Annotated in this window: 19 protein-coding genes and 1 riboswitch; of the genes, 17 read left to right on the forward strand and 2 right to left on the reverse strand. The window is 48.7% G+C overall.

What is annotated here, in order from left to right; all coding sequences use genetic code 11:
* Positions 1-225: 225 nt before the first annotated feature.
* A complete protein-coding gene (locus MKY23_RS03675; protein ID WP_336121177.1) occupies positions 226-2,163 on the reverse strand; it encodes an amidase family protein in 1,938 nt (645 codons plus the stop codon).
* A gap of 439 nt (positions 2,164-2,602) precedes the next feature.
* On the opposite strand from MKY23_RS03675, the gene MKY23_RS03680 reads away from it, so the two are divergent.
* Complete coding sequence (locus MKY23_RS03680) at positions 2,603-4,735, forward strand: DNA topoisomerase III (RefSeq protein ID WP_339835337.1); 2,133 nt, start codon at positions 2,603-2,605, stop codon at positions 4,733-4,735.
* Between the two features lie 148 nt (positions 4,736-4,883).
* Here MKY23_RS03680 and MKY23_RS03685 read toward each other — a convergent pair whose 3' ends face one another.
* Positions 4,884-6,062 carry an AraC family transcriptional regulator gene (locus tag MKY23_RS03685; protein WP_339835340.1) on the reverse strand — a complete coding sequence of 393 codons (1,179 nt, stop codon included), beginning with the start codon at positions 6,060-6,062 and terminating at the stop codon, positions 4,884-4,886.
* Positions 6,063-6,196: 134 nt separating this feature from the next.
* On the opposite strand from MKY23_RS03685, the gene MKY23_RS03690 reads away from it, so the two are divergent.
* The 16 genes from MKY23_RS03690 (at position 6,197) to purH (ending at position 22,667) form a co-directional block, all read left to right on the forward strand.
* Positions 6,197-7,093, forward strand: a complete 897-nt coding sequence (locus MKY23_RS03690) for an ROK family protein (protein ID WP_339835343.1) — start codon at positions 6,197-6,199, stop codon at positions 7,091-7,093.
* Between the two features lie 89 nt (positions 7,094-7,182).
* A complete protein-coding gene (locus MKY23_RS03695; protein ID WP_167375798.1) occupies positions 7,183-7,320 on the forward strand; it encodes a hypothetical protein in 138 nt (45 codons plus the stop codon).
* A 114-nt stretch (positions 7,321-7,434) separates the two neighbouring features.
* Entirely contained in the window at positions 7,435-7,698 is a 264-nt protein-coding gene (locus MKY23_RS03700; protein WP_090923375.1) for a DUF1294 domain-containing protein, read from the forward strand.
* A 168-nt stretch (positions 7,699-7,866) separates the two neighbouring features.
* On the forward strand, positions 7,867-8,301 hold the full coding sequence (locus MKY23_RS03705) for a universal stress protein (protein WP_090923374.1): 435 nt from the start codon (positions 7,867-7,869) through the stop codon (positions 8,299-8,301).
* Between the two features lie 316 nt (positions 8,302-8,617).
* Positions 8,618-8,719: riboswitch (purine riboswitch) on the forward strand.
* Positions 8,720-8,876: 157 nt separating this feature from the next.
* On the forward strand, positions 8,877-9,362 hold the full coding sequence (gene purE, locus MKY23_RS03710) for a 5-(carboxyamino)imidazole ribonucleotide mutase (RefSeq protein ID WP_090923373.1): 486 nt from the start codon (positions 8,877-8,879) through the stop codon (positions 9,360-9,362).
* Positions 9,359-10,564 carry a 5-(carboxyamino)imidazole ribonucleotide synthase gene (gene purK / locus MKY23_RS03715; protein WP_339835349.1) on the forward strand — a complete coding sequence of 402 codons (1,206 nt, stop codon included), beginning with the start codon at positions 9,359-9,361 and terminating at the stop codon, positions 10,562-10,564. Before purE ends, purK begins: the two co-directional genes overlap by 4 nt.
* The gene (purB, locus tag MKY23_RS03720; RefSeq protein ID WP_339835352.1) at positions 10,561-11,859 is read left to right on the forward strand and encodes an adenylosuccinate lyase; all 1,299 of its coding nucleotides are present in this window, start codon (positions 10,561-10,563) and stop codon (positions 11,857-11,859) included. The genes purK and purB overlap by 4 nt, the downstream gene beginning before the upstream one ends.
* A gap of 234 nt (positions 11,860-12,093) precedes the next feature.
* Positions 12,094-12,966, forward strand: a complete 873-nt coding sequence (locus MKY23_RS03725) for a phosphoribosylaminoimidazolesuccinocarboxamide synthase (protein ID WP_154892153.1) — start codon at positions 12,094-12,096, stop codon at positions 12,964-12,966.
* Positions 12,967-14,019: 1,053 nt separating this feature from the next.
* On the forward strand, positions 14,020-14,265 hold the full coding sequence (purS, locus tag MKY23_RS03730) for a phosphoribosylformylglycinamidine synthase subunit PurS (protein WP_090923368.1): 246 nt from the start codon (positions 14,020-14,022) through the stop codon (positions 14,263-14,265).
* Positions 14,266-14,269: 4 nt separating this feature from the next.
* The gene (purQ, locus tag MKY23_RS03735; protein WP_090923362.1) at positions 14,270-14,959 is read left to right on the forward strand and encodes a phosphoribosylformylglycinamidine synthase subunit PurQ; all 690 of its coding nucleotides are present in this window, start codon (positions 14,270-14,272) and stop codon (positions 14,957-14,959) included.
* A complete protein-coding gene (gene purL / locus MKY23_RS03740) occupies positions 14,937-17,180 on the forward strand; it encodes a phosphoribosylformylglycinamidine synthase subunit PurL (protein ID WP_339835359.1) in 2,244 nt (747 codons plus the stop codon). The genes purQ and purL overlap by 23 nt, the downstream gene beginning before the upstream one ends.
* Positions 17,165-18,643, forward strand: coding sequence for an amidophosphoribosyltransferase (gene purF, locus MKY23_RS03745; RefSeq protein ID WP_090923359.1), 1,479 nt, complete (start codon positions 17,165-17,167; stop codon positions 18,641-18,643). Before purL ends, purF begins: the two co-directional genes overlap by 16 nt.
* Positions 18,644-18,655: 12 nt before the next feature.
* A complete protein-coding gene (locus MKY23_RS03750; protein ID WP_339835363.1) occupies positions 18,656-19,099 on the forward strand; it encodes an immunity 26/phosphotriesterase HocA family protein in 444 nt (147 codons plus the stop codon).
* 69 nt (positions 19,100-19,168) lie between these two features.
* Positions 19,169-20,209, forward strand: a complete 1,041-nt coding sequence (gene purM, locus MKY23_RS03755) for a phosphoribosylformylglycinamidine cyclo-ligase (protein WP_339835366.1) — start codon at positions 19,169-19,171, stop codon at positions 20,207-20,209.
* Positions 20,209-20,826, forward strand: coding sequence for a phosphoribosylglycinamide formyltransferase (purN, locus tag MKY23_RS03760; RefSeq protein WP_339835368.1), 618 nt, complete (start codon positions 20,209-20,211; stop codon positions 20,824-20,826). Before purM ends, purN begins: the two co-directional genes overlap by 1 nt.
* A gap of 293 nt (positions 20,827-21,119) precedes the next feature.
* Positions 21,120-22,667, forward strand: a complete 1,548-nt coding sequence (purH, locus tag MKY23_RS03765) for a bifunctional phosphoribosylaminoimidazolecarboxamide formyltransferase/IMP cyclohydrolase (protein WP_154960740.1) — start codon at positions 21,120-21,122, stop codon at positions 22,665-22,667.
* Positions 22,668-22,754: the final 87 nt, after the last annotated feature.

Raw genomic sequence — 22,754 nt, forward strand, 5'->3', positions numbered from 1 at the left:
TCTGGGCAATTTGAAAATATAGATCGAAAAACACCCCGATTCACAGAATCGTGAATGGGGGTGCATGTTTAATGAAGAATGTTCAATAAAGGGACAGGATTGAAATATGAGAACTTGTTTTGATTGATAAGAACTTGGCTTGATTTATGAGGACTTATCACCGAATTGGTTATCAGCAACAGAAGTATGAGTGCTCATGTTTATATATCATCAGTCACCAAGAAGTTAAGGTGTTAACTTTGGTGCTTGGCGATGGTGTGTACCTTGTTCGTAGCTGTAAGCCAGCTTGATCAGTGTACCTTCGTCAAAGGCACGGCCCAGGAATTCAATGCCTACAGGCAAGCCATCCGTTGTGAAGCCAGCCGGGACGGTAATAGACGGGAAACCGGAGAATGGGCTTAGACGATTGTTGGCACCAGAGGTTTGCCCTTTGCCAATCACGCCAGCAGCTTGTGTTGATGTAGGATAGATGATTGCATCCAAATGGTTATCCGCCATGACTTTCAGTAAGGAATCACGAGTAATTTGAGTACGCTTGAGGACGATATCTTTGTACTCTGATGTATCTAGCGTATCCCGTGTGTCCCGTGCTTTCATGGATTGTTCTTGGGATTTATCAAATTGACCGGATGCGATGATCTCGGACAGGCTATGATACGGCGCGTTGTCACCTAGAGAATCCAGATAGTCATTCAGCTGGAATTTGAACTCATAGCCACTGAGGCTAGGATATTTATTGATATCTGCAAAGTTAGGAATGGAGATTGGTACCGCGGTAGCGCCAAGTGATTTCAGTTCTTCAACAGCGGCATTGATGACGTCAGCAACCGCTTTTTCCTCCGCTTTGGTGCTTGGGATGAGTTCAGGAGCTACACCGATTCGAGCACCCTTCAGTCCGTTCGCGTCCAGGAAGTCTGTGTAACTGGAAGGGATTTTGCCTACCGCGTAAGCCGTGGCAACATCTTTTTTATCATAACCAACAGTAGCATCCAGCATGATTGCCGCATCACTTACGGTACGTGCCATCGGCCCACCAACGTCTTGTGTCAGTGCGAGTGGAATAATGCCTTCCCGACTGGAGAGGCCAATGGTTGGACGAATACCGACAAGGCTGTTAAAGCTGGACGGTATGCGGATGGAGCCACCTGTATCGGTGCCCATACCTGCTGCAGCGAAGTTCGCGGCAATGGCCGCACCTGTTCCACCACTCGAACCACCTGGATAATGATCAAGGGCGTACGGGTTAAGCGTTTGTCCTCCCAGTGAGCTTGATGTTGTGATGCCAAAAGCAAACTCATGCAGGTTGGTTTTGCCCAAAATAATGGCTCCCGCTGCTTTCAGCTTCTTCACCTGCTCTGCATCATGGGCCGGAATAGAGTCCTTCAGACAGATACAGCCAGCCGTGGTTGGCATGTCTTTGGTATCAAAGTTATCCTTCACCAGGATCGGGATACCGTGAAGCGGGCCGCGAGGTCCCTGAGCTGTGCGCTCTTCATCTAGTTGTTCTGCGATTTTAAGGGCATCCGGGTTCAGATTGAGGACAGCATTAATGCTGACACCTTGATCATCGTATTTCGTGATACGATCCAGATAATGTTGCACCAGCTCTTTGGATGTCAGTTTACCTTGTGCCATGGCGTTCTGCATATCCATGATCGTGGCTTCTTCGAGCACAAACGGTTTTATGTAGGTATAGATGCGGTCTTTCAAAATAGAGACGTCGTTCGCTGTAAGTACAGCGTTCGGTAAGAAAAGAGAGTCTGTATAGCCTTTCATGAGTCCGGCGGCATTCAGGGCGCCGACGGCACTGGCATACTCGGACTGCTTCGGCACATCCTTGAAGGATGCCGGAGCAGTGTCCAGCTTGAGCCATTGCTGCAAGGCAAGTGCAGCATCTTGGCGTGATATGGTCGCACCGGAGAGCTTGTCCATGGTAAAAGGTACACCTGCAAGTGTAGCAGCTTCTTCCATGGCCTGAACGAAGGTTGCGGCACTGACCGGCGCTTTCCCTGCAAGGGCGGTGACGGTGGAGGTTTGGCTTGGAGGAGTTGCAGCGGCGGCGAAAGCCGAAGGTACAGCAGTTCCTCCCCACGTTGCGGCAACCACGGTTCCCGCGAGTAATAAGGCCCCGCCTTTTTTCAATACAGATCCATGATAAGTCATGCATCCACGCTCCCTTCCTGTGTCTAAGATGATGTGTGTGTTTTAGCAATCTTTGTATAATGCTTTTGCACATCTTATATTGGTGTTAGGTAATCTTACAAATCTATTATTTATTCAAAAAAACGCATACATATTGGTTTTGTGTGATGATATCTCACGTTTTCTCTTTGTGTCTTGGAAGTGAAAGACTATTTTTTTATTGGAAAGTCTAAGAAAAGATATTATCTAACATAGATATGACATTTCCTGATCGGATGATAAGTTGAATGTATTGGCAAAAAGAGATGCCCTTGAAACCATGTTCTGTTTGAATATACACTTGCCGAAAACATGATTCTGATTGAGATGATATAATGTAAAGATGGAAATATAGGAAGACAAGGAAGACAGATCCGTTGTCTCCGATATTAGCGTTTGGAAAGAAAGGAAGAGATACGAAGTGAAGACATTGGTACTCGCAGAGAAGCCATCTGTAGCCCGGGAGATTGCAAGGGTGATGGGCGCGCGTGATAAACATAAAAGTTATATGGAGGGTCCGAAATACATTGTAACGTGGGCCTTGGGACATTTGGTGGGCCTCGCCGAACCTGAGGATTATGACAAAAAGTATGCGACGTGGAATCTGGAGGATTTGCCGATTTTGCCAGAGCGAACCAAGCTGAAGGTGCTCCGGGAAACGAATCACCAGTACAAAGCCGTGCAGCAACTGATGAAACGTCAGGATGTGGGTGAGTTGGTTATTGCAACGGATGCGGCCCGTGAAGGAGAACTGCTTGCAAGATGGATTATGCAAATGGCGCAGTGGAAAAAGCCGTTCAAACGACTGTGGATTTCATCCCAAACGGATAAAGCGATCAAGGACGGATTTGCCTCGCTGAAGCCGGGAAGTCAATTTGACCGTCTCTATGAATCCGCACGCTGCCGTGCCGAAGCAGACTGGATGATTGGTCTTAATGTAACACGTGCGTTAACCGTACGGTTCAATGCCCAATTGTCCGCTGGACGTGTACAGACGCCAACTTTGGGAATGATCATGGATCGGGAAAATGAAATTAACGGTTTCCGTTCGCAGGAATATGAGACGTTAAGCGCGGACTTTGGAGATTTTCAGGCGGTATGGCGTGCAGCTGGCGGGGATTCCAGAATTTTTGACAAACAGGATATGCAGCAATTGAAGGCACGAGTGGAAGGGCGTAAAGGCTCGATTTCCCAGGTGAAAAAAAGTGAGAAAGTCGAGCCGCATCCGCTGGCCTATGACCTTACGGAACTGCAAAGGGATGCGAACCGTAAACACGGTTTTTCCGCTAAACAGACCTCTAACGTACTCCAGCGTCTGTATGAGCAGCATAAGCTTGTTACCTATCCGCGGACAGATAGCCGTTATCTGACTTCCGACATGACGGGAACGTTAAAAGAACGACTCGAGAGTGTAGCTGTTGGCCCGTATGCATCACTTGCACGCCCTTTACTGCGCAAAAACCTGAATGTCACCAAACGGATTGTTGATGATAGCAAGGTCACCGACCACCATGCCATTATTCCAACCGAGCAGACGGTATTGCTGAATCAGCTGAGTCCAGAGGAACGTAAGCTCTACGATCTGATTGTTCGCCGTTTCATCAGTCTGTTCTATCCAGCAGCGAGGTATGATTCAGTAGCTGTTACGGTACAGGTAGGTAAGGATTCCTTCCATGTGAAGGGTACAACGGTCAAGGATAGTGGCTGGCGTGAAGTGTACGGCGGTGATTACACGGATGATGAAGATGATGACCGTTCCAATGATGCAGGTGACCATGAGCGTACACTGTTGCCAGACTTACAGCAAGGTCAGTCAGTGACACTTGGGCGCTGCCACATCAAGAGTGGACGTACGATGCCACCGAAGAGGTATACGGAAGCAGCGTTGCTCTCCCAGATGGAGAAGCACGGACTGGGCACACCTGCGACACGCGCAGATATCATTGAGAAACTGGTCAGCTCGGATACGATTGATCGTCAAGGGAACAGTCTGCATCCAACGGGCAAAGGCAAACAGCTGATTGAGCTTGCTGCCCCGCAACTGCGAACACCGGAACTGACCGCTCGTTGGGAGGCTGAACTGGAGCGTATAGCACGTGGACAGGGTAAACCAGGCCCGTTCCTGGATGGTATTCGTTCCATGGCAAAGGAACTTGTATCCACCGTGAAAAGCAGTAAAGCCGAGTACAAACCCCATAATGTAACCAACAGCCACTGCCCGGACTGTAATGCCAAGTTGCTAGAGAAAAAGGGGAAACGTGGCAAGTTCCTCGTATGTCCTACGGAGGACTGTGGTTATCGTCGCTCCAATGAGAAGCGGTTGTCAAACCGCCGCTGCGCGCAGTGTCATAAGAAGATGGAGATTAAGGAAGGCAAAGCTGGACTGTATGTACAGTGTCTGCCATGCGGAATCACCGAAACGCTGGATAAAGATAAGCAACACGTGAACAAACGCGAGCAACAAAAGCTGGTGAAACAATACGCGAAGCAGGAATCCATCGGCTCCAACCTGGGGGATTTGCTCAAGGCGGCTATGGAGAAACAAGGAAAATAGGCATGCGGCAATGACAACATAAGGTGAGAGAATAGGAGTTAAACGATCTCGGACTATTTAATCGGGGCGACCGCATCTCAGGTAGCCTTATGTGAGTTGAAATTTCTATGAGATGAAATGAGAGAAGCCTACTAGTCAGGTGTCATGTTCAAGAAGGCTTGACCACAAATCGATTACGATACTCTTTTGGTGTAAAACCCGTATGTTTTCGGAACACTTTGATGAAGTAACTCTGATCGTGAAAGTTAAGCAACGTATGAATCTCACTCAGGCGATAGTCTGAGAAAACGATCAGATTTTTGGCTTCTTCAATCCGTTGCCTTTGTATAAAAATGCGAAGTGCCTCTCCAGTCTCTTCCTTGAATTTACGGGAAAGATAGGAGGGGCTTATTTGCAGATGCGCGGACAGTACGGACAGACTTAAGTCATCGTATAAGTGATTGAATATATATTCCTGGCATAACAGAATGTCTTTGGAGTTATGAGCCCGATGGACTTTGGCTACACGTTCGGTAAAATCACCAAGGATCTTATGCAGAATCGGATGAATCGAATCAATCCGGGACAGCGTTTCAATGTGCTGAATATAGGTGTCGCTAAGCGTAAGTGCCGACTCCGAATACAATCCGCCATCAATTGCAGCACGGGTTCCGAGCGTAATGGCCGCGATGATCAGATTCTTTTTGCTCCGTAAACTATTCTGTTTCGATAAAGTGCCGTAGACCCCGTTCAACTCCATATGCTGCTTCAGATACAAAAGCATCTTATGTTTGTTCCCCAGACGCACCTGATCGAATACCTTTTTCTCCGACAGGTAGGATTTGTGAAACAATCTCCGCTCTCTCTGTTCCAGAAGAGATAGTTCAAGTACACCTTCCGCATGATTATTTATATTTAAGACATGTTTGTTGTCCTCAAGAACTTGATTTCGATCCAATATTTCATGATGTAAAAGATAATGGGCCATAATCGCCACACTCAGCAGTTGATGGAGATCATTGGGTTCAATGAATGCGGTTGAATTCAGTTGTTGATCCCATGCAAACGGAACATGCTCAACATATGACTGTGCATTGGGCCAGAGAACAAGCAGACCTTGTCCTTCAAGAGTGGAGACTGGCATCAGGATCATCTTATCCATTTGTATATTGTAATCCATGAGCTGGATTTTAAGATGAACAGGAGTGGACAGAAGCTGGTTCACCAATTCCGGGCTCAAAGTAGGATGACGATCGATACCTTGCTTAAGGTAGAACGCAGGAATCCGGGTGGTATCATATAACGTTTGTAAGATCCATTGAAGTTTGGTTTCGGTTATCGTTGGCACTGAACACTCCATCTCCCTAAAGATCATAATTAATTACTATTAATCGCAAATAAATACCATAAATATAAATGGAAACGCTCTATATTTCAATTAAGATGTTGATGAATGATATTGTAGAGCAGGGGGCTGAAAGCATGTATTTAGTTATTGATATTGGTGGAACTTTTATTAAATACGGAATCATGAGCGAAAGCGGAGAGCTGTTGTCGAAGGGAAAACGTGGCGTTGGCCGGAGTGGCTTGCAGGAACTGCAGGATGCGCTTTATGCCATCGTGGATGCACAAGACTTGTCACAGATTCAGGGCATTGCCCTGAGTTGTCCGGGAACAATCGATGTGGAGACAGGAATGGTGTATCATGGCGGTTCTTTTCCATTTTTGCATGAGGTGAATTTAGCCAAACTTCTTGAAGACAGATATGCGATCCATGTGTCCATTGAAAATGATGGGAAGTGCGCAGCGCTTGCCGAACTATGGCTCGGCAGTGTCAAAGATGCCAAGGATTCCGTCGTTATGGTGCTGGGTAGCGGCATCGCGGGAGGAATCATCATGGACGGTAAACTGCAACGTGGCAAAAACTTGTCAGCCGGAGAGGTTAGTTATGTGATGAGCCGGATTGATCCGGTAACGAAGGAAGCGGCCTATTTTGGACTGGAGAGCTCGGCTGTAGAGATGGTCAGACAGATTGGTGAGTTAAAAGGGCTGGATGACCCTGCCGATGGTGAGGCCGTGTTTGAATTTATTAATCAGCGAGATGCGGAGGCGTGCGGTGTATTTGACACCTTTTGCACACAGATTGCGGTTCAGATCATGAATCTGCAATACATTCTCGACCCTGAAGTGTTTGCCATTGGAGGAGGCATTAGTGCACAGCCTGTTGTGCTGGAGCGAATCCAATGGGCAATAGATGAACTGAAGCGAATTAACCCATTGCATAAGGCGAGCCCACAGATTACAGCCTGTACGTTTGGAAATGATGCCAACCTGTACGGAGCGTTATATCATTTTCTAAACAGTCACCGGAACAACTAGACGTGCGCCTTGAAGCCTAAAATACAGGTGCCTCCTTCGTATAAGATGCTTCGTTTTCAGGCAACGTAAGCGGAGGAGGTGAGCCTGAGATGCCGCATAACAAACCGGAAAAACGCAATAACCAGCAGAATAAGGACAGCATTCGGGAAGAGAATATCGCAGTGACCCCGGAGAAATCAGCCAAAAGGGTACCGAGCCTGAACGGGATTCCGAAACAGGAATCGTAAAATTCTCGTTTATGTAAAATAGTGCGGTTCTCTGCCCGCGTTGATCATCTGCCTGTCTTGGGATTATAATGGAGACAGGGAGATGTCCCGGGACAGGGGGACCGCTAAACGCATATGCATACCGGACTTATCGTATGGTTTATCTTTATTAATGTTGTCGCATATCTGGTCATGTCTGACGACAAGAGACGTGCACAGCAGCGGCGGGATCGCACGCCTGAACGAACGTTATTTTTGCTAGCCTTTATCGGTGGTGCACTAGGTGTCTGGATTGCGATGTATCGGAAAAGGCATAAAACGAAACATCCCAGCTTTACGATTGGCATTCCGTTGCTCGTGTTTCTGAATGCAGTGATGTATGGTTACTTTTTGCAGTGATTGTTTAGGGATGAATGAGTTTATTATGTAAATTGTTTCTTATCAAGTGGTTCATTTTAACCTGTGAAGGTTTAAGAAGTTACATGGTTCCAGGCTCTGTAAGGAATTTAGATGTCAGACCGAGGCTTGCTTCGGGTTCTACATATATAAGGAAGGGACGGGATTTACATGTTATTTTCCAAAATCTTAGTAGCTTATGATGGGTCAAAAGCTTCAAATAAAGCACTGGATCGTGCAATCGAGTTTGCGAAGGCATCGCCGGGGGCTGTGCTTGATGTCATTCATGCATTTGATTTTCCGCGCGTATTTATTGGGGAAGGTCTGGCACCGTTGCCGCCTTCACTCAATAACGATTACTACAATCTGGCTGTGCAAACGACGGATGAAGCCAAAGAGCGTATTCAGGCTGCCGGTGTTACGGCAAATGTAGATCTGATCCAAGGAGCTGCAGCAGAGGTGTTGCTGGACTATGCCAAAGAAAACGGCTCGGATATCATTATCATTGGTTCCCGAGGTTTAGGCGGAATCCGTGAATTCGTGCTGGGCAGTGTCAGTCACAACGTAGTACAACATGCTCAGATTCCTGTATTGATCGTAAAATGATGTTGAAATAAGAGGGAGGATGTACCTGTACTCCATTCCCGTGTGAACAAGCCGGTTGTCTTCGAGAAATTGAAGAGAAGCCGGCTTTCTTTATTTTATTTTGAAGCAACAGGATGGGGTATTTCAAGCGAATTTGGAGTTTATTGTATAACACTGTACTAATTCCCGAACATTAGATTTGTCAATATGTTAAATGTTCGTCTTTAAGTTGACATACGCTGTAGGGGATTGTTAGAATGTTAGATGTGTCGATCAGGTTAAAATAAGGTCGAGTAGGAACGAAAGCTGTATGATTGTGGAACATGGTAAACGAAGATGTAACGAATAGATATTTGCTCGTATAACGCCGGGAATAGGGCCCGGAAGTATCTACCCGGAAACCGTAAATTTCCGGACTACGAGGAGATACGGCTGAGAGTCGCATGGTTGATTGCGGACAGCAAGCCCCTTTTGGCATGCCCAAATGAGGGATACGTATTTCTTGTAGTCCGGTGTCCGGAGAAAATGTAATATTTTCGCGGGTAGCGGACTTTTTCGTTTTTTTTAAAATGCTCAGATGGGAGTGGGATGTATTCATGTCAGTGCAAGTTGCTGTAATTATGGGCAGTAAGTCTGATTGGGAAACGATGAAACATGCGTGCGAGGTGCTGGACGAGCTTGAGATTGGTTATGAAAAAAAGGTCGTCTCCGCACATCGTACACCGGATTTGATGTTTGAATACGCAGAACAGGCGATTGACCGCGGATTCAAGGTCATTATCGCTGGTGCAGGCGGAGCGGCTCATCTTCCAGGTATGGTGGCATCCAAAACGATGCTTCCCGTCATCGGTGTTCCGGTTCAATCCAAAGCATTGAACGGTCTCGATTCCTTGCTGTCCATTGTGCAGATGCCTGGCGGCATCCCGGTAGCGACGGTAGCCATTGGCAAAGCGGGTGCGACAAATGCAGGCTTGCTCGCGGCACAGATCATTGGCGCATTTGACCCGGAGGTGCAGCGCCGCTCCGAAGCTCGCAGAGAACGGATTAAACAAGAAGTACTGGAAAGCAGTGATGAGCTATGAGTAACGAGGTAACCAGACAGGATAAGGGAACAGGGCAGGGACAACCCGTCTTATTACCCGGACATACAACAATCGGTATTCTTGGCGGCGGGCAGCTTGGACGCATGATGACGCTTGCTGGAACGGCGATGGGGTATCGTTTCGTTACGCTTGATCCAACACCGGATTCACCTTGTGGCCAGATTGCGAAGCAGATTGAAGCTGGATACGACGATGTACAGGCAGCAAGAGAACTCGCGCGGCAATGCGATGTGATCACGTATGAATTCGAGAATGTGAATGCAGAAGTGGCGGCTTTAATTGAGCGTGAGTCATCCGTGCCGCAAGGGAGTTCCCTTTTATACACGACCCAGCATCGCTTGCGTGAGAAACGTGCGATTGAAGCGGCGGGTGTCAGAGTTGCTCCATACCGCGAAATTACCAGTTTGGATACGATGAATGCTGCGGTGAGTGAATTAGGCGTTCCATGTGTGCTGAAAACAGTGACTGGCGGATATGACGGCAAAGGTCAGCGAGTGATTCGTGCGGCTACAGAAGCTGAAGCCGCGTATGAAGAGCTTGCAGCAACAGGTGCAGAGCTGGTACTGGAGCAATTTATCAAGTTCGAATGCGAAATTTCGGTCATTGTTGCTCGCAGCACGAGCGGAGAGATCAAAACATTCCCGCCTGCGGAGAACATTCATGTGAATAACATTTTGCATGCTTCCATCGTACCTGCGCGAGTGGCTACAGACATTCAACTGGAAGCACAGAAACTGGCCGCTGCAGTTGCCGAATCCCTGAAAGCTGTCGGATTGCTGGCGGTGGAACTGTTTGTAGCCGCAGATGGCAGATTGTATGTGAACGAGCTGGCTCCAAGGCCGCATAATTCCGGACACTACACGATGGAGGCTTGCGCCACATCACAGTTTGAGCAACATGTTCGTGCCATCTGCGGATTACCGCTGGGGGATACAACGCTGTTAAGTCCCGTCGTTATGGTCAATGTGCTTGGTGAGCATCTGGAAGGAATCATCGCAAGAACAGGGCAACCTGATGAAGAGGCGATGGAACTCGGTGTTATCCCTAAGCTTCATATATATGGCAAGAGCGAAGCAAAGACAGGACGGAAGATGGGGCATGTGAACCTGCTTTGTCAGGATGTCCAAGAAGGATTGCAATGGATCGAACAAACTAATCTATGGAGGCATACAAATTCATGATTGAACGTTATAGCAGACCCGAAATGAGAGCCATCTGGACGGAAGAGAACAAATTCCAATCGTGGCTGGAAGTTGAAATTTGTGCATGCGAGGCATGGGCTGAGCTTGGAGTTATCCCGAAGGAAGAAGCTGCTTTGCTTCGCCAGAACGCTTCTTTTGACATTGATCGTATCTATGAGATTGAAAAGGAAACACGCCATGACGTAATCGCGTTCACACGTACGGTATCCGAGAGCCTGGGTGCTGAGCGGAAATGGGTACACTATGGTCTGACTTCCACGGACGTGGTGGATACGGCACTTGGTTATGTACTGCGTCAAGCGAACGAAATTTTGGAGAAAGACATCATTAATTTCATCGAAATTTTGCGCGAAAAAGCACTGACTTACCAGCACACGCCAATGATGGGGCGTACACATGGTGTACATGCGGAGCCAACGACATTCGGATTGAAAATGGCGTTGTGGCATGAAGAGATGAAGCGTAACCTGGAGCGTTTCCGCCATGCAGCGGATGGTGTACAGTTCGGTAAAATCTCCGGTGCGGTAGGAACATATGCAAACATCGATCCATTTGTTGAAGAGTTTGTCTGCGAGAAGCTGGGTACCAAGCCTGCGCCAATCTCCACGCAAACGTTGCAACGTGACCGTCATGCGGAGTACATGGCTACGCTGGCACTGATCGCAACTTCACTGGACAAGTTCGCTACAGAAGTACGTGCACTGCAGAAGAGCGAGTTCCGTGAAGTGGAAGAAGCGTTTGCCAAAGGTCAAAAAGGATCTTCCGCAATGCCGCACAAGCGCAACCCGATCGGCAGTGAAAACATCTCCGGTCTGTCCCGTGTTATCCGCGGACACATGGTATCTGCATACGAGAACGTAACGCTGTGGCACGAGCGCGACATCTCGCACTCTTCCGTAGAACGTGTCATTCTGCCAGATGCAACGATGTTGCTGAACTACATGTTGAACCGTTTCGGTAACATCGTGAAGAACCTGACTGTGTTCCCGGAAAACATGAAACGCAACATGGAACGTACCTTCGGCGTACCATTCTCCGGCCGCGTTATGACGAAGCTGATCGACAAAGGCTTCAGCCGTGAGCAAGCGTACGACACGGTTCAACCTCGTGCAATGCAAGCATGGGAAGAACAGCGTCAATTCCAGGACATCGTGAAGTCCACACCGGAAATTACAGCCGTGCTGAGCAAAGAGGAAATTGCGGATGCATTTAACCCGTCCTGGCACCTGAAACACGTGGACACAATCTTCAAAAAACTCGGCTTGAACGACTAATATATATCCCAACAATGCTAGAGAACAGAAATGATGGGCTAGCAGAGAACGTAGAGGACAGAAATAAGCTGAAGAAGCGGAGCGTTCGCCTTTATCACCGGATTTTCACTTTGGAAAAGTGGATCGGAAAAATCTGGGGATAACAGCGATCGGAAGATTGTTCTGTCATCGAAGTGGAGTATGCACCATCAGGATTCGTTCTTAGCCTTACATCTCCTGAAAGAAGGTGACCCCATGGCACTGTCCACGGCGGCAGATCTTGTTAAAGCACCTTTGTTATACAAAGGGAAAGTACGCGAGCTATACGATCTGGGTGAGCATTTTCTTATTGTGGTAACGGATCGCATCTCGGCATTTGATTATGTGCTCGACCCGGCGGTTCCAGAGAAAGGTAATGTGCTGAATCAACTCAGTAGCTTCTGGTTTGAACTGACAGGTAGCATGATGGAAAACCACGTGGTTCATACCGATGTGAATCAACTGGGTGATCTGGTCACCGAACCTGAATTGCTCAAAAACCGCATCATGGTTACACGCAAAGCAGAGCGCATCGATATCGAATGTGTGGTGCGCGGATACATCACTGGTGGTGGCTGGAGACAGTACGAGACAACCGGAGAAGTGAATGGAATCAAACTGCCGGAAGGCCTGCGCAAAAATGCCAAGCTCGAAGTGCCCATCTTCACACCAGCTGCCAAAAATGACGTTGGTCATGACGAGGACATTCCGATGGAGCGTATGAAAGAGCTTGTGGGAGATGCGCTTGCTATCGAGCTTCAAGAGAAAAGCTTACGCCTCTATGAGTTTGCCCGTGATTACTGCGATCAGCGCGGGATCATTCTGGCAGACTGCAAATTCGAGTTTGGCATCGTGGACGGCAAGGTGATCCTGATTGATGAAATCTTCACCCCGGATGCATCCCGCTTCTGGGCAAAAGAAAACTATGCTCTCGACATTGAGATCGACAGCATGGATAAAGAACCTGTTCGTACCTATCTGGCAGGCACCGATTGGGACAAGAACAGCAAGCCTGACCCGCTTCCGCAAGAGGTTGTGGAAGCGACAACGGCAAGATACGTCGATATTTATAAACGTTTAACGAAATAATAAGGGTAACGTTTGAGCGCTGGCTCCAGGAAAGATTAGTAGAGTGAAATTTGAGCGTGACTTCTGGAAAGTTTGGCTTTCGATCGCTGTTGCCCCCGGAATGTTTGGATTCGTATCCTTTTTTCAAAAGGACACATTCCGGTTGCAAAGGCGAGCACTTCGTTTCTCCAGCTCAAATCTTTCCCTCCGCCAGTGTTCAAACTGGTGGATGAGGTAATTAAGGCGTAGGCTTCACTAGGTGTGAAGCCTGGAATCAATGCAAGAATTAAAATCAATGTTACTCAAAGACTTGAAGACCTGTACCGCGTATGCGGAAAGCTATGGATTGGTTCAGGTTTACCGCTTGTACAGTTACCACTGAGCAACGCAAAGGGTTTAGGCCTTTAAAAAATAGCGCCGCAGGAACAAGCGGAGGGGTGGAATGGTTCACGAAGGAGCGAAGCGTCCGCCTTTGTTCCCGGGTTTTGACCGCGGCGCGGGCCAAAACGAATCTGAAAACCTGGGAACAACAAGCGGCCGGAGGAACCATCCACACCGAAGCGAGCGTCCCAAGGCCATCGCTTTTACTACCCGCCGAGCAACGCAAAGGGTTTAGGCCTTTAAAAATGAGCGCCGCAGGATCAAGCGTAGGGGTGGAATGGTTCACGAAGAAGCGAAGCGTCCGCCTTTGTTCCCGGGTTTTGACCGCAGCGCGGGCCAGAACGATTCAGAAAAACCGGGGAACAACAAGCGGCCGGAGGAACCATCCACACCGAAGCGAGCGTCCCAAGGCCATCGCTTTTACTACCCGCCGAGCAACGCAAAGGGTTTAGGCCTTTAAAAAATAGCGCCGCAGGAACAAGCGGAGGGGTGGAATGGTTCACGAAGGAGCGGAGCGTCCGCCTTTGTTCCCGGGTTTTGACCGCAGCGCGGGCCAAAACGAATCAGAAAACCTGGGAACAACAAGCGGCCGGAGGAACCATCCACACCGAAGCGAGCGTCCCAAGGCCACAGCACTTTTTTAACAGCATAAAGCATTTATCCCGTTCATTACTGAGGAGGAACATACAGATCATGATCAAAGCAACCGTATATGTCACTATTAAACAAAGCGTACTAGACCCGCAAGGCGTAGCTGTTCAAGGAGCCCTGCACTCCATGGGATTTAACGAAGTGGAAAGTGTACGGATCGGTAAAGTCATGGAACTGAATCTGGATACAACAGATCGTGTGGAAGCGGAAAAACGATTGAAAGTGATGTGTGAGAAGTTGCTCGCCAACACCGTTGTTGAAGATTACCGCTACGAATTGGAGGGTTAATCTCATGAAATTTGCAGTTCTTGTGTTCCCTGGCTCCAACTGCGACATCGACTGTTACAAAGCGGTAGAAGATGCGATTGGACAAGAGGTTGATTATGTATGGCATACGGCTACGGACTTGTCCGCGTATGATTGCATTCTGGTTCCGGGTGGTTTCTCTTACGGAGACTACCTGCGTTGCGGAGCAATTTCCCGTTTCGCACCGGTAATGAACGAAGTGGCTAAAGCTGCAGAGCAAGGCAAATATGTACTGGGCATCTGTAACGGATTTCAGATCCTGACGGAAGCAGGTCTGCTCCCGGGAGCATTGATTCGCAACACGTCCCTGAAATTCCGTTGCCATGACACGGTGCTGAAAGTGGCTAACGCAGACACACCTTTCACACGTGACTATGCACCAGGCGAAGAGATTGTCATTCCGATTGCTCACGGTGAAGGTAACTATTACTGTGACGAAGAAACACTGGCAAGTTTGCAAGCAAACAATCAGATTGTATTCACATATGGCAACAACCCGAATGGTTCCCTGGGTGATATCGCAGGGGTTTGCAACGAGGCGGGCAACGTAGTGGGCATGATGCCGCATCCAGAGCGTGCAGTGGATTCACTGTTCGGTTCGGAAGACGGCAAACGGATGTTTACATCAATTTTGAAAGCATGGAGGGATCGGCATGACGCAGCAGCTATCCGCTAAGGAGCCAACAGCAGAACAGGTCGCAGAACATAAACTATACGCACAGATGGGCGTGTCTGACAGCGAGTATGAGCTGATCTGTGAGTTCATGGGCCGCAAGCCAAACTACACGGAAATTGGTGTATTCAGCGTAATGTGGTCTGAGCACTGCGCATACAAAAACTCCAAGCCACTCTTGCGTCGTTTCCCGACAAGTGGTCCACGTGTCCTGATGGGACCGGGTGAAGGTGCCGGGATCGTAGATATCGGTGACAACCAGGCCGTTGTTTTCAAAATTGAAAGCCATAACCACCCTTCCGCGGTAGAACCTTATCAAGGGGCGGCAACAGGTGTAGGCGGCATTATCCGTGATATTTTCTCCATGGGTGCAAGACCGGTAGCGCTTTTGAACTCCCTTCGTTTCGGTAAGCTGGAGAGCGATCGCGTAAAATATCTGTTCGAGCATGTGGTAGCGGGTATTGCGGGATACGGTAACTGTATCGGGATTCCGACCGTTGCAGGTGAAGTGATGTTTGATGAGAGCTATGAAGGAAATCCGCTCGTGAATGCGATGTGTGTGGGTCTGATTGATCATGACAAAATCCAGCGCGGTGTAGCCAAAGGTGTAGGTAACCCGGTGTATTACGTTGGCCCACCAACAGGTCGTGACGGTATTCACGGTGCAACGTTTGCATCCGTTGAGCTGACCGAAGAATCCGAGTCCCAGCGTACAGCGGTCCAAGTCGGTGATCCATTCATGGAGAAGCTGGTTATGGAATCCTGTCTGGAATTGATCGATACGGGCATCGTGCTCGGTATTCAAGATATGGGTGCAGCAGGTCTGACGTGCTCCAGTGCGGAGATGGCAAGTAAAGCAGGTAACGGTCTGGAGTTGTATCTGGATCAGGTGCCACAACGTGAAGAAGGCATGACACCATACGAGATGATGCTTTCGGAGTCTCAGGAGCGGATGCTGTTTGTCGTTGAGCCGAAGGATGAGGCGCAGGCGATGGAAATCTTTGAACGTTGGGGTGTCATCTGTGCCAAAGTTGGTAAAGTTACTGACGATGGTCGTCTGAAACTGATCCACCACGGCGAAGTGGTTGGCGATATGCCTGTAACGGCTTTGGTTGACGAGTGCCCGGTATATGACAAGCCATCTTCCGTACCTGCGTATTATGAAGCGAGTGCTTCCATCGACACGCTTCGTTATGACGAAGTGTCGGATCTCGGCGGTGCATTGAAACAAGTGCTGGCTTCCCCAACGGTGGCGAGTAAAAAATGGGTCTATGACCAATATGACTATATGGTGCGTACAAGCACAGCCGTTCGTCCAGGTTCGGATGCAGCAGTGGTGACGATTCGTGGCACGCGCAAAGGTCTTGCGATGACAACGGACTGTAACGGTCGTTACGTTTACCTTGATCCTGAGGTAGGTGGACGTATTGCCGTAAGTGAAGCAGCGCGTAATATCGTATGTTCCGGTGCGGAGCCGCTCGCAATTACGGATAACCTGAACTTCGGTAACCCGGAGAAACCGGATATTTTCTGGCAAATGGAAAAAGCCGTGGACGGTATGGCGGAAGCTTGCCGCGTGCTGGATACACCGGTCATCGGTGGTAACGTGAGTTTGTACAATGAAAACGCCAAAGGCTCCATCTATCCAACGCCAGTGGTCGGTATGGTAGGTCTCGTTCATGATACGGATCATATCACGACACAAGCATTCAAATCCGAAGGTGATGTCATTATCCTCCTCGGTGAAACCAAAGCAGAACTCGGCGGTAGCGAGTTGCAGTACGCCGTACACGGCGTGACAGAAGGCCGTCCGCCGGAGCTGGACCTGAACACGGAGAAGGCATTGCTCAGTACTGTGCTGGAAGCCATCCAATCCGGACTTATTCGCTCCGCGCATGACTTGTCCGAAGGTGGTCTGGCGGTTGCACTGGCAGAGTCTTGCATCAGCGGCAACGTAGGCGCACAAGTGAATGTAGAGACTGCGCTACGTGCAGATCACGCTCTGTTCAGTGAGAGCCAATCCCGTATTCTGTTGTCGGCTTCTCCAGAGCAAGCAGGCAAGCTGGAAGCTTTTGTACGTGAACGCGGAGTGCCAGCAGCTGTGATCGGACGTGTTGAAGGAAGTAACCTGACGATTGAATTGAACGGAACATCAGCCGTGAACGAACCTGTAGGAGGTTTGGCTAAGGTCTGGGAGGATGCGATTCCATGTCTCATGAACTGATGACGGAACCGTTGTGGACAGGCGATTATTATAACGAAGGGTCCGGCAAGGAAGGACTCGACAAATTAAAGGAAGAATGCGGCGTATTCGGGGTGTATCGTCACCCTGATGCGGCTTCCCTTTCCTACTACGGTCTGCATGCCCTGCAGCATCGCGGGGAAGAAAGTGCAGGCATGTGTGTAAGCGATGGCACACAGTTTAACTATCACCGCGGTATGGGACTCGTGAAAGAGGTTTTCACCAAAGATCTAATGCAGACACTCACCGGTGATATTTCGATTGGTCATGTACGCTATTCGACAAGTGGAGATAGCAAATTGACCAATGCACAGCCGCTCGTATTCAAATATCGCGATGGCGACCTAGCCGTTGCAACGAACGGCAACATCGTGAATGCACCAACGATCCGGCGTGAGCTGGAGCAGAGCGGTTCTATTTTTCAGACGACGAGCGACACTGAAGTTATTGCTCACTTGATCGCACGTTCTTCGAAAGGTCTTGTTGAGGCGGCAAAAGATGCATTCCAGCGTATCGTCGGTGGTTATGCCTTTCTGATCATGACAAATGATAAGTTGTTGGTTGCTTCTGACCCGCATGGGCTTCGTCCACTAACGATGGGTAAGCTTGGGGACGCGTACCTGTTTGCGTCTGAAACTTGTGCACTTGAGACGATCGGCGCAGAGTTGATCCGTGACATAGAGCCAGGGGAACTGCTTGTGCTGGATGCAGACGGATTACATGAAGATCGTTTCGATGATCATAAACACCGCAAGGCACTTTGTGCAATGGAATATATTTATTTTGCCCGACCTGATAGTGATATGAACGGTGCTAATCAGCATGCTGCTCGTAAACGCATGGGTAGTCGGATGGCCATTGAGGCGTTTGTGGATGCGGACTTGGTTACGGGGGTACCAGATTCCAGCATCTCGGCGGCGATTGGATACGCTGAACAGACAGGTATTCCATATGAGATGGGCATGATCAAAAATAAATACACCGGACGTACATTTATCCAGCCAAGCCAGGAGCTGCGTGAGCAGGGTGTGAAGATGAAGCTCAGCGCCGTGCGCCGTGTCGTGGAAGGTAAACGTGTAGTGATGATCGATGACTCGATCGTACGTGGGACAACATCCCGCCGGATTGTGAATATGCTGCGTGACGCAGGGGCAACGGAAGTGCATGTGCGGATTACTTCGCCGCCATTTAAGAATCCGTGCTTCTATGGTATTGATACACCGGATAGCCGTGAATTGATTGCATCTGCTCTGTCCGTTGAAGAGATTTGCCGTGAGATCAATGCAGACTCTCTCGCATTCCTCAGCCCGGACGGACTGATTGCTTCAATTCAGGGAGATAATCAGGATGACTATAAGGGCGGACTATGTCTGGCATGCTTCGATAATGACTATCCGACCCGACTCGACTTTGACGGCGAGGAGAAGTTCGGCTGCAGTTGTTAGGAGGCAAGGCTTATGGGAAGAAAAAGCTATAATGAGGGCGATGTTTTTCTGATTCCAATGCATGATGGACGGTTCGCCGTGTGTCAGGTGATATGCGCACTGAGAGACCGCTTCAAAAAGGCATTTTCATTCGGCGTGATGAGCATTCAGCGTGACGAAACTGTAAGTTTGGAAGACGGCGAATTCCTTATCTATTCTTATGGCAAACGTAAGAGCAGCGTGATCTTCACGTCACCCAAGTTACTGAAAGATGGAACTTGGAGCATTATTGGTAACATCCCGCTGACTCCGGCGAAAAAAGAATTGCAAGTATTCCAGTGTGCCGGTGCGGTATACAACGGTGACGAATACATTCGAATGGTTCCACCAGAAGAGTACAGTCAGTACATTACAATGGGTGTAGCGGGATTTGAATTGGTTCAGATTCATCTTCTAGAGATGAGTAGCAATAAATGAGTTGGACTTTTGATTTACACAAAAAAATGTTGAGCTCGATTTATACAAGATACGAAGGGTGTGAGGGTTGTGTCCGAAGCATATAAAAAGGCCGGCGTCGATATCGCGGCAGGAAACGAAGCGGTTGAACGGATGAAAAAACACGTAAAGCGTACCTTTCGTCCGGAAGTGATGACGGATTTAGGTGGATTTGGTGCCCTGTTCGGATTGAACAAAGACAAATATGATGAGCCGGTTCTGGTTTCCGGTACAGATGGTGTGGGAACCAAGCTGAAAATCGCATTTGCCATGGATCGTCATGATACGATTGGTATTGATGCTGTAGCGATGTGTGTCAACGATATCGTTGTACAAGGAGCAGAGCCACTCTTTTTCTTGGACTACCTCGCTTGCGATAAGGTCATCCCGGAGAAGATTGAAGCGATCGTTGCGGGTATCGCGGAAGGCTGTCATCAGTCCGGCTGTGCGCTCATCGGCGGTGAAACGGCTGAGATGCCAGGCATGTACAGTGAAGGTGAGTATGATATCGCAGGTTTCACCGTGGGTATCGTGGACAAAGCAAAAATCATTAATGGCACAACCATCGCACCTGGAGATACGGTCATCGGTCTCACTTCCAGCGGCGTGCATAGCAACGGCTTCTCTCTGGTCCGCAGATTGCTGCTTGAAGAAGCTGGCCTGGATCTGCACTCCGAAATGACGGAGCTGGGTGGCAAACTGGGCGATGCCTTGCTGGAGCCAACGAAAATTTATGTAAAACCATTACTGTCCCTGCTGGAGAATGTCAAAGTTAAAGGGATGGCGCACATCACGGGCGGTGGATTCATCGAAAATATCCCGCGTATGCTGCCAAGCAACGTGAACGTAGATATCGATTATGGTTCATGGCCGATCCTGCCAATCTTTAATCTTTTACAGCAAAAAGGCGATGTATCCAACCGTGATATGTTCACAACGTTTAACATGGGTATCGGACTTGTCTTGGTTGTGAACGAAGCGGATGCAGCAAAAGCATTGGAGCAACTAAAAGCTTCCGGTGAAGAAGCGTACATCATTGGCCGTGTAACTGAAGGAGATGCGCGAGTAACCTTCACGGGAGCGGATGTTTAATGACGAACTACCGCATTGCTGTATTTGCCTCAGGGACGGGAAGCAACTTTCAGTCTCTGGTTGATGCGGCACGGAATGGCGAGCTGGGTGCATCGGTGGAATTACTCGTCTGTGATAAATCTGCTGCACGTGTTGTACAGCGAGCACAGGATGCAGGGGTAGAATGTCACCTGTTTACACCGAAAGATTATGCTTCGCGTGAAGCATACGAGGCAGAAATTATCGAAGTGCTCGAATCCAAACAGATTGATCTGGTTGTACTGGCAGGTTATATGAGACTGCTGACCTCCGTAATGGTTGAGCGTTACGCGGGTCGACTGATCAACATTCATCCATCGCTCCTGCCAGCCTTTGCTGGCAAAGATGCGATTGGACAAGCACTTGATTATGGTGTGAAAGTGACAGGTGTAACCGTTCATTTTGTGGACGGCGGCATGGATACGGGGCCGATTATAGCCCAGCATCCTGTGCCTGTCCAACCAGGGGATACGGCGGAAACGATCAGCAAAGCTATCCATGCTGCCGAACAGCAGTTATACCCTGAAGTGGTATCTTGGTTCGCGCAAGGCTTGGTTCAATTAAACGGACGCCACGTCACCGTTACCAAACCGGTTTGATATAAGTTGTCCCTTTTTACACGTTAACGGAGAGGACAGAGAAAACCTGGAAAAGCGAAGCGCTCGCCTTTATCACCGGATTTTCCCCTTGAAAAAAGGAATCAAAAAATCTGGGGATAACAGCGATTGAAAGGTTGTTCTGTCATCGGAGTGTTCCGTGTAAACACTATGGTTCAACTTATATAACAGAAGTCGAAAATTGGTACGCATTTTGTGATATTTCTCGGGAAATAAATCGGCTGTGTTTCGTCAGGAAACGCGAAGCTTATGGGATAATAAAGGAGGAGCATATTGTGAGTATCAAAAGAGCGCTGGTCAGCGTATCGGATAAAACAGGCATCGTGGACTTTTGCCGCGAGCTGTCGCAAATGGGTGTGGAGATTATTTCGACAGGAGGTACAAGTAGCCTGTTGTCGAAGGAAGGCGTACCTGTCATCGGAATTTCGGACGTAACCGGGTTCCCGGAAATTATGGACGGACGTGTCAAAACATTGCATCCGGCAGTTCACAGCGGCTTGCTTGCTGTTCGTGATAACGAAGAGCATACACGCCAAATGCAGGAGCTTGGTTTGGGTTACATCGATTTGGTTGTTGTGAACCTGTATCCTTTCCAGGAAACCATCGCTAAACCGGATGTAGCCTATGAAGATGCGATTGAGAACATCGATATCGGTGGTCCAACGATGCTTCGTTCAGCGGCTAAAAACCATGCTTTTGTTAGCGTTGTTGTTGATGCGGCCGACTACAGTCAAGTGCTGGAGGAAGTGCGCAGCGGCGGAGATACGACGCTGGAAACACGCAAACGGCTTGCGGCAAAAGTGTTCCGTCATACGGCGGCTTACGATGCACTCATCTCCGATTACCTGTCCAACGTTAATGGCGATCCATTACCAGAGCGTCTGACCGTTACTTACGAAAAGCTCCAAGATCTACGATATGGCGAAAATCCGCACCAACAAGCGGCATTCTACCGCAAACCGCTGGCTGCGCAGGATACATTGACTACAGCTGAGCAATTGCATGGTAAAGAGTTGTCCTACAATAACATCAACGATGCCAACGCAGCACTGCAGATTGTCAAAGAATTTGAAGAGCCAGCAGTCGTTGCCGTTAAACATATGAATCCTTGCGGTGTAGGAATTGGCGAAAGCATCTATGAAGCCTACAGTAAAGCTTATGCTGCTGACCCAACATCGATTTTCGGTGGCATTGTGGCAGCAAACCGCATCATCGACAGCGATACGGCGAACAAGCTGAGCGAGATTTTCCTGGAAATCGTACTCGCTCCTGATTTTACCCAAGAAGCACTGGATATCCTGACGAAAAAGAAAAATATTCGTTTGCTCAAAACAGGTGAACTGAACGCAGCTCGCAACCGTGAAAGCCAATTCGTGGTTACATCGATTGACGGTGGTATGATCGTGCAACAATCAGACGTACACTCCATTGAAGCGAGCGAGCTCAACGTGGTTACAGATCGTGCACCTTCCGAAGAAGAAATGAAACAGCTATTGTTTGGCTGGAAAGTCGTTAAACATGTGAAGTCCAACGCGATTGTACTTGCTGCGAACGACATGACGGTAGGTGTGGGTGCAGGGCAAATGAACCGTGTCGGCGCTGCCAAAATTGCAATCGAGCAAGCTGGCGAGCAGGCAAAAGGTGCTATTCTCGCTTCCGATGCATTCTTCCCGATGGGTGATACACTTGAGCTGGCAGCAAAAGCGGGTATTACAGCAGTCATCCAGCCAGGCGGCTCGATCAAAGACGAAGAGTCTATCAAAGTAGCCAATGAATACGGCATCGCCATGGTATTCACAGGCGTACGTCATTTTAAACACTAGGACAAGTAATAAGCAGGTTGAAGAGTTAAAGTCCGAACGGAAGTATTAAAATACTCTTTATCAAAAAGTGGCAAGTGTTATAAAGGG

Origin of the sequence: Paenibacillus sp. FSL R7-0272 (genome assembly GCF_037969905.1) — a bacterium.
Lineage (GTDB): Bacteria > Bacillota > Bacilli > Paenibacillales > Paenibacillaceae > Paenibacillus > Paenibacillus polysaccharolyticus.